At 60.1% G+C, this 12,916-nt stretch carries 12 protein-coding genes, 1 tRNA gene and 1 pseudogene; 8 read left to right on the forward strand and 6 right to left on the reverse strand.

From position 1 onward, the window contains the following. Positions 1-157: 157 nt before the first annotated feature. Positions 158-451, forward strand: a pseudogene (locus KGB07_RS02165) (phage baseplate assembly protein V); the annotation flags it as partial. A 287-nt stretch (positions 452-738) separates the two neighbouring features. Here KGB07_RS02165 and KGB07_RS02170 read toward each other — a convergent pair. Continuing rightward, positions 739-826 (reverse strand) — tRNA-Ser (locus KGB07_RS02170). Positions 827-949: 123 nt separating this feature from the next. On the opposite strand from KGB07_RS02170, the gene KGB07_RS02175 reads away from it, so the two are divergent. Further along, positions 950-1,621, forward strand: coding sequence for a Bax inhibitor-1/YccA family protein (locus tag KGB07_RS02175; RefSeq protein ID WP_046038554.1), 672 nt, complete (start codon positions 950-952; stop codon positions 1,619-1,621). A 59-nt stretch (positions 1,622-1,680) separates the two neighbouring features. On the opposite strand, the gene KGB07_RS02180 is transcribed toward KGB07_RS02175, so the two are convergent. Both KGB07_RS02180 and KGB07_RS02185 read right to left on the reverse strand, forming a co-directional pair. After that, positions 1,681-2,010, reverse strand: coding sequence for a YceK/YidQ family lipoprotein (locus KGB07_RS02180; RefSeq protein WP_046038552.1), 330 nt, complete (start codon positions 2,008-2,010; stop codon positions 1,681-1,683). A gap of 56 nt (positions 2,011-2,066) precedes the next feature. Next, a complete protein-coding gene (locus KGB07_RS02185; protein ID WP_046038550.1) occupies positions 2,067-2,504 on the reverse strand; it encodes an Lrp/AsnC family transcriptional regulator in 438 nt (145 codons plus the stop codon). A gap of 136 nt (positions 2,505-2,640) precedes the next feature. On the opposite strand from KGB07_RS02185, the gene KGB07_RS02190 reads away from it, so the two are divergent. After that, on the forward strand, positions 2,641-3,534 hold the full coding sequence (locus KGB07_RS02190) for a DMT family transporter (protein ID WP_223464374.1): 894 nt from the start codon (positions 2,641-2,643) through the stop codon (positions 3,532-3,534). A gap of 15 nt (positions 3,535-3,549) precedes the next feature. Here the strand turns inward: KGB07_RS02190 and KGB07_RS02195 are convergent, their stop codons facing one another. Then, entirely contained in the window at positions 3,550-4,590 is a 1,041-nt protein-coding gene (locus KGB07_RS02195) for an FUSC family protein (protein ID WP_046038547.1), read from the reverse strand. A gap of 44 nt (positions 4,591-4,634) precedes the next feature. Then, positions 4,635-6,260, reverse strand: a complete 1,626-nt coding sequence (locus tag KGB07_RS02200; RefSeq protein WP_046038546.1) for an NADP-dependent glyceraldehyde-3-phosphate dehydrogenase — start codon at positions 6,258-6,260, stop codon at positions 4,635-4,637. 265 nt (positions 6,261-6,525) lie between these two features. Here KGB07_RS02200 and KGB07_RS02205 point away from each other — a divergent pair, with 265 nt between their 5' ends. The 3 genes from KGB07_RS02205 (at position 6,526) to KGB07_RS02215 (ending at position 9,612) form a co-directional block, all read left to right on the forward strand. After that, complete coding sequence (locus KGB07_RS02205; protein WP_046038545.1) at positions 6,526-6,912, forward strand: c-type cytochrome; 387 nt, start codon at positions 6,526-6,528, stop codon at positions 6,910-6,912. Positions 6,913-6,934: 22 nt separating this feature from the next. Next, a complete protein-coding gene (locus KGB07_RS02210; protein ID WP_411741522.1) occupies positions 6,935-8,329 on the forward strand; it encodes a D-arabinono-1,4-lactone oxidase in 1,395 nt (464 codons plus the stop codon). Between the two features lie 74 nt (positions 8,330-8,403). Further along, the gene (locus KGB07_RS02215; RefSeq protein ID WP_223464443.1) at positions 8,404-9,612 is read left to right on the forward strand and encodes a DSD1 family PLP-dependent enzyme; all 1,209 of its coding nucleotides are present in this window, start codon (positions 8,404-8,406) and stop codon (positions 9,610-9,612) included. Positions 9,613-9,717: 105 nt separating this feature from the next. On the opposite strand, the gene KGB07_RS02220 is transcribed toward KGB07_RS02215, so the two are convergent. Beyond that, the gene (locus KGB07_RS02220; protein ID WP_223464376.1) at positions 9,718-10,662 is read right to left on the reverse strand and encodes a transporter; all 945 of its coding nucleotides are present in this window, start codon (positions 10,660-10,662) and stop codon (positions 9,718-9,720) included. Positions 10,663-10,870: 208 nt separating this feature from the next. On the opposite strand from KGB07_RS02220, the gene KGB07_RS02225 reads away from it, so the two are divergent. Together KGB07_RS02225 and KGB07_RS02230 are read left to right on the forward strand one after the other, a co-directional pair. After that, positions 10,871-11,911, forward strand: coding sequence for an AraC family transcriptional regulator (locus KGB07_RS02225; RefSeq protein ID WP_046038542.1), 1,041 nt, complete (start codon positions 10,871-10,873; stop codon positions 11,909-11,911). Positions 11,912-12,021: 110 nt separating this feature from the next. Continuing rightward, a complete protein-coding gene (locus KGB07_RS02230; protein ID WP_046038541.1) occupies positions 12,022-12,909 on the forward strand; it encodes a Dyp-type peroxidase in 888 nt (295 codons plus the stop codon). The last annotated feature ends 7 nt before the right edge of the window (positions 12,910-12,916 follow it).

Genomic DNA, 12,916 nt, shown 5'->3' on the forward strand with positions numbered 1-12,916 from the left:
ACAAGGAGTCAGCCTAATGACTCCTTTTTTAATAGCGATTTAAGAAGCATGATCATTGAATTGCACTATTGATTCTCCAAACCATTCGTTAATTTGCATAAATCTAGACTGGAGTGGTTCCAACTCGTTAGCTGCGTAAATTTCTGTGGCGTCTCTTAACGGCATTGCCCTGACTGGCATCTTTAGCGACCTCAATCCGGCCAATGGCGATCGCCCGGGTCTGCACCGTCGCACCTACCACGTCGGTACCGTCATTGAGTACGACAGCATTGCACACCACTTGAACGCCACGTTGGCCGAAGGCGGTACCACGAACTTGATCAGCACCGGCGGTATTCACATCGTCGGGCCGATCATCCACGAAGGTGACTACACGCAGACCGGTAATTACACCCAGAAAGGTAATCAAGCCATCACTGGAAAAATCACCGTCTCGGATGATGTGGTCGCTACTGTGAGTATTGCGCTTTGGGGGCTCGCCGCGAACCCGGTGGTACTCGCCATCGCTGCGGTTGTCGCAACGCTCGCCGGAGCGGCTTACCTGATCTACAAGAACTGGGACGCGGTGACGGTCGATATCGTTGAACGGGATAACAAGACGGTGCGGCAAGGTGGGGAAAACGGGATAGTTTTGTAACGATACCCGAAAAGTTTTGTAACGCTTTGGGTGTGGTCGGATTTTCGTCAAACCCCAAAAACGACAAAGCCCTGAAAAATCAGGGCTTTGTCGTATAAAGATGGCGGAGGCGATGGGATTCGAACTCATGGACCTGTTACAGTCGACGGTTTTCAAGACCGTTGCCTTAAACCACTCGGCCACACCTCCGTTTGCGTTGCGGGCGCCATAATACCTGAATGAAACACACTGTCAAACTCTCTGCATAGCTTGTTACAGAGCGTCTGTTATGATCTTTGCGACTGAACGTTTCAAACCAACAGGAGTGTCGCCATGCGCGAACAGGATTACGCAGTTAATAACAGCGTGCAGGCTGAGCAGCTAGAGGTTAGCCGCGTCCTGCGCAACACATACGGCTTGCTCGCCCTGACCCTGGCTTTCAGCGGTGTAATGGCCTACGTTGCCCAGCAGATGCGTGTTGGCTACCCGAACGTTTTCGTGGTGCTGATCGGCTTCTACGGTCTTTTCTTCCTCACCAACAAACTCCGTGATTCGGCCTGGGGCCTGGTGTCGGCATTTGCCCTGACCGGTTTCATGGGTTTCCTGCTGGGCCCGATCCTCAACCGTTACCTGGGTATGCAGGGCGGCGCTGAAGTGGTCAGCTCGGCGTTCGCGATGACGGCGCTGGTGTTCGGCGGTCTGTCGGCGTATGTGCTGATTACCCGCAAGGACATGAGCTTCCTCGGCGGTTTCATTACGGCAGGCTTTTTCGTGCTGCTGGGTGCGACGCTGGCGGGCATGTTCTTCCAGATCAGCGGCCTGCAACTGGCGATCAGCGCAGGTTTCGTGCTGTTCTCCTCGGTCTGCATTCTGTTCCAGACCAGCGCCATCATCCATGGCGGCGAGCGTAACTACATCATGGCTACCATCAGCCTGTATGTATCGATCTACAACCTGTTCATCAGCCTGTTGCAGCTGTTCGGCATCATGGGCCGCGATGACTGATCGTTGGCATTGAGTAAAAAACCCGCCCAGGCGGGTTTTTTATTACTACAAATCCAGGATTACTCTGTAATGACGATGCTGCCATCGGCTTGCTGGCGGTAGATGGTGTAGGGCAGGAGCAGGGTATCGAGAGCGCCGGAGATGACCACGTCAATCAGCACAATGGCAGGGGCACTATCATGTACCTGCTCATCGCGGCCTTTTTCCAGGGGCGCATTCAGCGTGCAAAAGTCGTAGGTCACGCCGCTGTAGATTCGTGGTACCGCGCCGCAATAACTCTTGTGGTCCTTGAGGCTTTTTGCGGCCGCTTCGTCACTGCGTACAACCGTCTGAATCGTGCCGCACCCCGCAAGCGTCATTGCCACGAGCAGCATTGCCAGAGTTTTCATGCCGTCAATCCTTCGCCGGAAACCATCAATCTACTTCAGGCTGAAATAAATATCACTCACGCCATGGGCGGCAACCGGCGCTTGACCGGGGTTTTCTTGACGATCGCCGTATTGGTTTCAGCGTGGGTGTTGAGACGGTCGAGCAGGGTGTCCAGTTGTTCCATCGAGCGCACATGCAGGCGCGCAATGAAACAGTCGTCGCCGGTGACCTTGTCGCACTCGGTGAACTCGGGAATGGCCATGATTTGCCGTTCCACTTCCTGCAATTGCCCCGGCAGCGGGCGAATACGCACGATGGCCTGGAGTTGATAGCCAAAGCATTTCGGGTCGATTTCAACGGTGTAGCCCTTGAGCACGCCTCGTTCCTCCAGGCGGCGCAAACGCTCGGCAACGCTGGGGGAGGACAGTCCGCTGATTTGCGCCAGGGCCTTGAGCGAGCGCCGCGAGTCTTCCATCAGCGCCGTGATCAGCAGCTGGTCGATGTCATCGGTCATGGCGAAACCCTCCGTTAGGCGTTTTTTCCAAATGGCCTTTATAAAAAAGGCAGATTCCGAGTTTAGCCTGCTTTTTGCTCTGGAGTAGCCCCTGGGTGCATTGGCATACTTTGGCCACAAACACAGGAGTCTGATGATGGACAAATCCCTACGCCGCGGTTCGTTCGAAATGACGGCCGCCATGCTGATCTCCGGCACCATCGGCTGGTTCGTGCTGGTGTCCGGGCAACCGGTGCTGGACGTGGTGTTCTGGCGCTGCCTGTTCGGTGCCGGCACCTTGCTGCTGATTTGCGCGGCCTTTGGCTTTCTGCGCCCCGGCATTCTGACCCGCACCACGTTCCTGCTCGCCGTGCTCAGCGGTGTGGCGATTGTCGGCAACTGGGTGCTGTTGTTCGCGTCCTATTCCCGGGCGTCAATTGCCATCGGCACCGCCGTCTATAACGTCCAGCCGTTCATGCTGGTCGGGCTGGCGGCGTTGTTCCTCAACGAAAAGATCACCGCGCAGAAACTGACCTGGCTGGGCGTTTCGTTTCTCGGGATGCTGGCGATTGTCAGCGCCCATGGCAGCCAGGGCGAGAGCGGCGGCGATTACCTGATGGGCATTGCCTTGGCCTTGGGCGCGGCGTTTCTCTACGCGATTGCCGCGTTGATCATCAAGCGTTTGACTGGGACCCCGCCGCATTTGATCGCACTGATCCAGGTCAGCACCGGCGTGTTGTTGCTCGTGCCGTTTGCGAATCTTTCCGTATTGCCGCAGGCACCGAGCGCGTGGGCCAGCCTGGTGACGCTGGGCATGGTGCACACCGGCGTGATGTACGTGTTGTTGTACGGCGCGATTCAAAAGCTGCCGACGGCGCTGACGGGCGCGCTGTCCTTCATCTACCCGATCGCGGCGATTTTCGTCGACTGGTTCGCTTTCGACCATCGCCTGGAGCCGCTGCAATGGATCGGCGTCGCGGCGATTCTGCTGGCCGCTGCCGGCATGCAACAAGGCTGGTCGCTGAAGTTTCGGCGCACGGTGACGCCGTAACCCGCGCCCCAGGCGTCAGATATTCCAGCGCGGCGCGCTCTTGGCCAGGCGCTGGCACATCTCGCCGACGTTGGCGGCCAGTTGTTGAGTCAGCAAGCGATAGCCGTCCAGCATGTTGTAGACCGGCGCATCGAGGCTGACAAGCGGCACATCCACGGGACGATTGAGCCGCTGGGCGGCGCCTGATTTCAACGCCCGGGCCATGCCGATCAATTGCACGCGAATCTGCCGATGCTCGGCTTTCAATGCTGTTTGCATCAGCGACATCGCCTCGGGGTCATTGGCATCCGGTCGGGTATTGCCGAGGATTTCCAGGGTGCTGACGCACATGCGCAGGTTGCGCTGGAGGGCATCGAGGTCGGTTATGGAAATCTTCACTTCCTTGGACACCGAGGGCATCAGTGAACGAAGTTGCACCATCGCCGCGTTCAGGCGGGTCATGAGCTTGATGTGTTCGTCGGCGGTGATGGCTTGGCCGTCAATGATGCGCCCGTAGATTTTCGCGCAATCACGCAGCGCATCGGCCAGGTTGTAGCGCCAGGAATAAACCGCGTACAGCGGCAGGGCGAAGGAAAACGCCAGGGCCAGGGCAATGCCGATCAGGATATCCACCCCGCGCCACAAGCCATCGGTGACCGGGTTGTCGCCGTGCCCGGCAACGATGAACACGGTAATCGCCGACAGCAGCGCCGTGTAACCACCCTTGCCGATGGCGTGATACGAGAAAACCCCGCAGACCACCGACATCGCGAAATAGGTCAGCCAGGGCATCCCGAGCCAGGCGTGTTGTGCCACCAGTACCAGGCCGACACCGGCGCCGATCAAGGTGCCGATGGCGCGCTCGGCGGCTTTCTTGCCGATGTTGCCGTGGTGCTGCAAGCCGCCGATCACCACCAGCATCGTTACCGACGCCCACTCACCGTGGGGCAGATTGATCCCGGTGGTCAGCAGGATCGTCGCCAGCAACCCGAGCGACACCCGCACCGCATGGATCACTCGGGCATGGCGGTAGCGCCGGTACGGGTCCAGCAGCGGACGCAGCAGTCGGCGCAGCAAGGGTGGCAGTCGATGGGCTATGGATGTACTCAGGCTGGCTCTCCTCAGAAGATGTAGTCGGTGGTCAGGAAGCTCGAACTGCGGCCGCTGATGATCTCGCTGATCAGGTCCTTGTTGGTCTCCTGGAACTTGGTGGCTACCAAGGTACGGATCGAAAACACCCGAAGTGCGTCATGGACCGACAAGGTGCCTTCGGCCGAGTTCTTGCGGCCATTGAAGGGATAGGTGTCCGGGCCGCGCTGGCACTGGGCATTGAGGTTGATGCGCCCGACCTGATTGGCGAAGGTGTCCACCAGCCGGCCGACCGCCACCGGGTTGGTGCCGAAGATGCTCAATTGCTGGCCGAAGTCCGACTCCAGTACGTAGTCGATCACGGTATCCAGATGCCGGTACGGCACGATGGGGATGACGGGGCCGAACTGTTCTTCCTGATAAACCCGCATCTGCGGCGTGACCGGGTACAGCACCGCCGGGTAGAAGAACGACGCACGAGCTTCGCCGCCGTTGGGGTTGACCACCTTGGCGCCTTTGCTCTCGGCGTCCGCCACCAGTGCATGCAGATAGTCGACCTTGCCCGATTCCGGCAGCGGCGTCAGGGCTACGCCACTTTCCCAGGGCATGCCGGGTTTGAGGTTGGCGAGCCTGGCATTGAATTTTTCGATGAAGGACTCGACCACGTCTTCGTGGACAAACAGGATCTTCAGCGCGGTGCAGCGCTGGCCATTGAACGACAGCGAGCCGGTCACCGCTTCACTGACCGCATTGTCCAGATCCACTTCCGGCAGGACGATGCCCGGGTTTTTCGCATCCAGGCCCAGCGCCGCGCGCAGGCGGTGGGGTCTCGGGTGGAGTTTTTTCAGGTTACTGGCGGCCTTGTTGGTGCCAATGAAGGCAAAGATGTCGATCTTGCCGCTGGCCATCAACGCACTGACCGTCTCGCGGCCGCTGCCGTAGATGACGTTGATCACCCCGGTCGGAAAGCTGTCGCGGAAGGCCTCCAGCAGCGGGCGAATCAGCAGCACGCCGAGCTTGGCTGGCTTGAACACCACGGTGTTGCCCATGATCAGCGCCGGGATCAGCGTGGTGAAGGTTTCGTTCAACGGATAGTTGTAAGGCCCCATGCACAGGGCCACGCCCATCGGTACGCGACGGATCTGGCCGAGGGTGTCCTGTTCCAGTTCGAAGCGGCTGGAACGGCGGTCGAGTTCCTTCAGCGCGTTGATGGTGTCGACGATGTAGTCACAGGTGCGGTCGAACTCTTTTTCCGAGTCCTTGAGGTTCTTGCCGATTTCCCACATCAGCAACTTGACCACGGCGTCGCGCTGCTCGCGCATGCGCCCGAGGAAGGTTTCGACGTGCTGGATGCGTTCGGCCACGCGCATGGTCGGCCACAGGCCCTGGCCGCGGTCGTAGGCACGGACTGCTGCGTCGAGGGCGGTCAACGCGGTGTCGGCATCCAGCAGCGGGGTGCTGCCGAGGATCACTTGCTCGTCGCCATTCGGGCCTGCCAGGTACACCGGGCTGCGGACCTGGGCCAGTGGCCCGTTCCAGGTTCTCAGTTCGCCATCGACCAGGTACTCGCGCTGCTCGGTCTGGCCGTCGAGGCGGTACTTTTCCGGGATGTCGGCGGGGCTTGGGAACAGGTTCTGAAGAATATTGGCTGTGGTCATGTCGCTACCCCTCTGGATTGGCTGATGCACTGATGAATCGTTTTAGCAGACCTCAGCAACGCTTGTCATGACTCATCTCAGCGTTTTTCCGCACAGCGTGATGTCCGGGGACTTATCGGAGCCTTCCGTCATGGCCTCAGAAGCGCCCCTTGTTGGCCCCCAATGCCCTCAACCCGCCCGCGCGGGGTGCCTTAATGTTGACTCTCCTTGATCACAACAAAAAGAGCTGCACCCGGCTGGCCGGGCAGCCATTGAGAGGACAGCCATGCGGGCAAGCCGATTAACTGAAAAGCCTAGCCTTTGTTTGGCCTTGGTGGGGTGTGTCTTTGCGGCGTTGCTTGCCGGGTGCGGCGAAAAGCCGAACAACCCGCCGACCCGCAGCGAAGCAGGCGCAGCGAGGCCCGCCGACGTCGAGCTGGCGCAGGTCTACGACAACAGCTGCAAGCTGTGCCACGCCAACCCGGCGGCCGGGGCGCCGCTGACCGGCGACATCAAGGCCTGGCAACCACGGGTATTGCAGGGTGCCGACACGCTGCTCGACCACGCGATCAACGGTTACAACGGCATGCCGCCGATGGGCATGTGCATGCAGTGTTCGCAAGAACAGTTCCTGGCGCTGATTGCCTTTATGTCCGGCCAGCAAATCCAATAACAAGAACGGCAGGGTGCGATTCATGACGATGGACCTGACACGGCGTCAGTTGTTGCAACGGGCGAGCGTCATTGGCGCCTTTACCGCGCTCGGCTCAACACCGGCACTGGCCGAGCTGCTGCGCGCGCCACGCCTGATTCCCTGGCGCAACTGGTCGGGAGGCCAGAGTTGCCTACCGGCGGCGCGGCTGGCGCCCAAGAACCTGGATGAGTTGACGCAAGTGGTGCGCCAGGCCCCCGGCAGGATTCGGCCGGTGGGCTCGGCGCACTCCTTCAGCGCGCTGGTGCCCACCGACGGCACCTTGCTGTCACTGAGCTATTTCACGGGGTTGCTCGATCACGATCCGCAAACGCTGCAGGCCGAGTTCGCCGCCGGTACGCCGATGTCACGCATGGGCACGCCGCTCAAGGACATAGGCCAGGCCCTGCAAAACATGGCTGACATCGATTACCAGACCTTGGCCGGCGCGATCTCGACCTCGACCCACGGTACCGGTAAGAACTTTCAATCCTATTCTGCCCATGTCTGCGGCATGCAGCTGGTGACCGCCAGCGGCGAGGTGCTGGACTGCGACGCCGACCGCCATCCCGAAGTGTTCAACGCAGCTCGGGTATCCCTGGGGGCGCTGGGCGTGGCCACCAGGGTGCGCCTGCAAAACCGCCCGGCGTATCGCTTGCGGGAGCGCCAATGGATCGCTAAAACCGAAGAGTTGCTGGAAGACCTGGACAAGAACACCCGGGAAAACCAGCACTGGGAAATGCTCGTGGTGACCCATTCCGACTACGCCTTGTCGATCGCCCTGAACGAAACCACCGACCCGGCGACACCGCCGGTCCCGGCGGATGAGGAGGGCGGCAACGAGTTCGTCACGCTGATCGAGAAGATCGACAAATACGCCAGCGACTTCCCGGACCTGCGCCGCACCATGCTCAATAACCTGCGCCACCTGGCCAGTTTCGATGACCGGGTGGGTGACTCGTTCGACATCTACGCCAACGTGCGCACGGTGCGTTTCAACGAAATGGAATATTCCGTGCCGGCGGAATACGGCCCGGCCTGTTTGCGCGAGATCCTCAAACTGATCCAGGACAAGGACCTGCGCACCTGGTTTCCGATCGAGTACCGTTACGTCAAGGCCGACGACATTCCCCTGAGCATGTTCGAAGGCCGCGACAGCTGTTCGATCTCGGTCCACCAGCATTACCAGATGGATCATCACAACTTCTTCGCCGCCATCGAGCCGATTTTCTGGAAGTACAACGGCCGGCCGCACTGGGGTAAGTTGCATACCCTGAACGCGAAAAGCCTGCAGCCGCTGTACCCACGCTGGCAGGATTTCATCCAGGTGCGGCAGGCACTCGACCCCAGCGGCAAATTTCTCAATGCGCATCTGTCTTCCATTCTGGGGGTTAGCTGATGGCCGTCAATCGCCGCAATTTCTTGCTTGGCAGCGCGGGTGTCGGCGCCTTGTTGCTGGGTGTCGGGGCGTGGCTGCGGCCGGGTGACCGAGGCGCGCCCTACAGCGATTACTTCCGTACGCTGAACCGCGAACTCAAGGACCACGGGCCGATGCGACCGGTGATGCTGATCGACCTTGATCGGCTGGATCACAACATCGATGTGGTGATGCAATCGGTCAAGCGCGGCGGCAAGCACCTGCGCCTGGTGGAAAAATCACTGCCGGCACCGGGGCTCCTGGCCTACATCGCCCAGCGCGCCGGCACCCAACGCCTGATGTCGTTTCACCAGCCGTTTCTCAACCATGACGCGGTGCAGTTTGCCGAGGCCGACATTCTGTTGGGCAAGCCGCTGCCGGTGCGTTCGGCCGAGTTGTTCTATCAATCGCACAAGGGGCCTTTCGACCCTTCGAAGCAATTGCAATGGCTGCTTGATACACCGGAGCGCCTGCAGCAATACCTGGCCCTGGCTCAAGGGCTGGGCACGCGAATGCGGGTGAACATCGAACTGGATGTCGGGCTGCATCGCGGTGGCGTCAGCGACCTTGGCGTACTCGGGCAGATGCTGGCGCTGATCAGCCAGCACCCGCAGCACCTGGAATTCGCCGGATTCATGGGCTACGACCCGTTCGTGGGCATGGGCGTGCCGGGGATTCTGGGCTCGCCCGAGGAACTGTTCGCCAAGGTGATGGTGATTTACAACCGCTGCGTCGATTTCACCCGTCAGCAATACCCCGGTTTGTGGCGCGAAGGGCTGACCCTCAATACGGCCGGCAGCCCGAGCTATCGCATGCATGAGCACGAACAGCTCAGCAGTGAAGTATCGGTGGGGACGGGGCTGCTCAAGCCCACTCACTATGATTTGCCGTCACTGGCGGAGCATATGCCGGCCGCTTATATCGCCACGCCGGTGTTGAAAAGCACCGGGGCGGTGAATATTCCGGCGCTGGATGACAAGTCCAGGTTGTTTTCCTGGTGGGACACCAATCAGCGCGAGACGTATTTCATCTATGGCGGTAACTGGATGGCGGAGTTCGAATCGCCAGCGGGGTTGCAGAGCAATGGCGTGTATGGCCGCAGCTCGAATCAGGAAATGGTCAATGGTTCGGCGGCGGTGGGGTTGACGGTGGAGGACCAGGTGTTCTTGCGCCCGACCCAGACCGAGTCGGTGTTGTTGCAGTTCGGGGATTTGCTGGCGGTTCGGGGTGGGAAGATTGTGGATATCTGGCCGGTGTATTCCTGAGGAAGATTCTGAGTCTGTTAGACCGCTATCGCGAGCAGGCTCACTCCCACATTTGGAATGCATTCCAATGTAGGAGTGAGCCTGCTCGCGATAGCGTCAGCTCAGTCAAAACGCATAGGGAATGCTGACTTTGGCCCAAAGCATTTCCCCTTCAGGCCGGTTTTCCACGTCGAATTCCTTGGCCCAGCGAATCTCCGCGCTGGCGTATTTGAGGAAGGTCCAGTGCAGCGCCGGGCCAATGGCAAACACTTGCCCGCGCACCCCGTCGTTCACGTCCTGGCCATTGAACTGCACGGTGTGGCCGAACTGTTTGTCGTCGGTGGTTTGCTTGAGGTAGTAGCCGTTCAACCCGAGCATCAGGTCGTCGGTGATCTTGAAACTGGCCGAATAGTCGAAGTGGAAAATCTGCCCCGACTTGTAGTCGGTGTCTTTGTTTTTCCCGTTGAAACTGTAGGTGGTCTTCATCGACACCTCGGTTCTGTCCGTCGGCAGCCAGGTGAAGGAGAACAAGGGTTTGTAGGTGTAGAAGTTGTTGCTGGTGTTGGCCAGGCGATCAACGCTGTATTCGCCGGTAGGCACGGTGACTTCAATGGCGGCGCCGAGGGTCAGGTTTGGGCCCATGTCCCAGAGAATGATCGGCGCGACCGTGGTGTCGCCCATGCCTTCGCGGGTGTCCTGCAAGCCGAATACCGAGACTTCCTGCTTGAGCCAGGGCTGCGCGATGTAGCCGGCCAGCCGGCCGCCGAACACTCGCACCGGGCTGATGTAATCCAGGCGCGGAATGACCGCCGTGGACTCGATCTCGACGTTCGGCACCTTGCCGCCGAGCGAACTGATGTTCAGCTTCGTGGCTTTGTAGTGGTTGTAGTAGACGTTGAAGGCAACCATGTTGTCCGGAAGGCTGTCGGGCGAAAGCGGCAACATGAAAAAACCGTCGGTGCCGGGGCCGATGTTGTCTACACCAGCCTCGGTGGCCAGCGCCGGTTGCAGGGCGCAGACGCCGGCCAGGCCAATGACCAGTAGGGGAAATGTCGTGCGGGTCGGGATCATGGGTGTACTCATTATTATTGTTAGCGGGCTGTCCGGCATCCATACGAGGGCCGCAACATAGAAATAAGCTGTCTGCGCCCTGCAAGGCAGGGTATTGGCGGCCATTTAGGGGGACTTCTGCGGACAGCCTTTGCACCCTGTGCTAACTTCCTTCGACATAACCGGTTACAAAAATAAGAATGCAGCTCGACCCGGAATGTATAGCCCCATGCAAATGAAAGTGACCGATCCCACCTTTGAACTGGCGCTGGTGTCGCCGTTTCTCCTGCAGACCCTGGCCGAAGTCGCCGAGCAAAAAGGCATCCACCCACAGAGCCTGTGCCGAGGGCTGGGTTTTACCTTTGAAGACCTGCAGGACCCGGCGCAGCGTATTTCCTATCGCCAGGCCGTGGCCATGATTCAGCGCGCGCTCAAGGCCTTGCCCAATCAGGGGCTGGGCTTGTGGGTCGGCGCGCAGAATGTGCTCGGTACGCTGGGGTTGTTGGGGCATGTGTTGTCGCTGTGCAAGACCCTGCGCGATGCCTTTGAGCTGGGCATTCGCCATCAACACACCTCTGGCGGCATTGTCGTGTCGAGTGTCGAGGAGGTGGGGGATCGGGTGTTTATCGACGTTGAATGCCGCTTGCCGTTCGCCGACGTGCAGTTGTTCGCGGTCGAAGAGTTTTTCGCCAGCCTGCTGGTGTACGGCCGGGCGCTGGTCGGGGTGGATTTCAAGCCGATGGCGGTGGAGTTCATGCATGCCGCGCCGGACTATCTCGGCGAATACTCGCGCCTGCTGGGGCCGGACGTGCGTTTCGGTTGCCTGCAAAATCGCATGGTGATCGATGCGCATTGGCTGGGCGTTCAGTTGCCCAATCACCATTCCCTGGCCCTGCGTCAGGCGGTGAAATTGCTCGAACTGGAAGCCGCGCAGGTGCACCAGAAAATGGATCTGATCCAGGCGGTGGAACGGGCGATTGCCCGGGACCTGACCGAGGGCAGCCACATCGAGAAAATCGCCGGCGACCTGAACATGAGCAGCCGCACCTTGCGCCGCCGCCTCACCGAACACGCGCTGACCTTCGAAACGCTGCTGGAGCAAGTGCGCCAGGCCCGCACCATGAGCCTGCTGGCCAACCCGGACATGTCCATCGAACGCATCACCGAGGAAGTCGGCTACAGCGACGTGCGCAGCTTTCGCCGGGCGTTCAAGCGCTGGACTGGCATGAGCCCGAGTGCGTTCCGCAACGAAAGCCCCAGCACGGTCTGATCTTTTTGTGGTGAAGGGGGCAAGCCCCCTTGTCACAGGTTCCTGGCCTCTGACGGCACACAAACCCTCGTACTCCGGTTAAACTCTGTGCTCTTTTTCAAGGAGTTCATATGAGCCATTACCAGCCGGGCATTCTCGCCACCCCCGTTCCGCCTCAAGCCCGCCATATGTTCTTCGCCCTCGAATCCGTCGATGCATTGCCGGTCGCGCTCGATAACTTGATGCAACTGGTGGACGGGAAATCGGCTGTCGTCGGCTTCGGCGAATCCCTGGTCAAGGCGCTGGAGGGGCAGATCGAAGGCCTGCGCACTTTCCCGGCACTGACTGGGGTCGGCGTCGACAATCCGTCGACCCAGCACGCGCTCTGGTGCTGGCTGCACGGTGAAGACCGTGGTGAGTTGCTCAACCGCAGCAACGCCATCGAAGCGGCACTGGCCCCGGCGTTGCGTCTGGTGCAGATGAACGAAACCTTCCGCCATATGAACGGCCATGACCTGACCGGCTTCGAAGACGGCACCGAGAACCCCCACGACGCAGCCGCCGTGGCCGCCGCCCTGGTGGGTGAGGGCGCAGACGGTACGGTGGGTGGCAGCTTTGCCGCGATCCAGCAGTGGCAGCATGACTTGAAAGGTTTTCATGGGCTGTCGGCGGATGAAAAAGACAACATCATGGGCCGCCGCTTGAGCGATAACGAAGAGATCGACGACGCGCCGGTTTCCGCCCACGTCAAACGCACCGCCCAGGAAAGCTTCGCGCCCGAGGCCTTCGTGGTGCGCCGTTCGATGCCGTGGATCGAAGGTGACCGCGCCGGTCTGATGTTCCTGGCCTTCGGTTTTTCCCTCGACGCCTTCGAAGCCCAACTGCGTCGCATGAGTGGCCTGGAAGACGGCATCACCGACGGTCTGTACCGCATCAGCCGTCCGATCACCGGTGGCTACTACTGGTGCCCGCCGCTCAAGGACGGTCGACTGGACCTGCGCGCATTGCGCGTCGGCTGAGCCGCAA

Source organism: Pseudomonas sp. GL-RE-26 (assembly GCF_019956275.1).
GTDB classification, from domain to species: domain Bacteria; phylum Pseudomonadota; class Gammaproteobacteria; order Pseudomonadales; family Pseudomonadaceae; genus Aquipseudomonas; species Aquipseudomonas grandcourensis.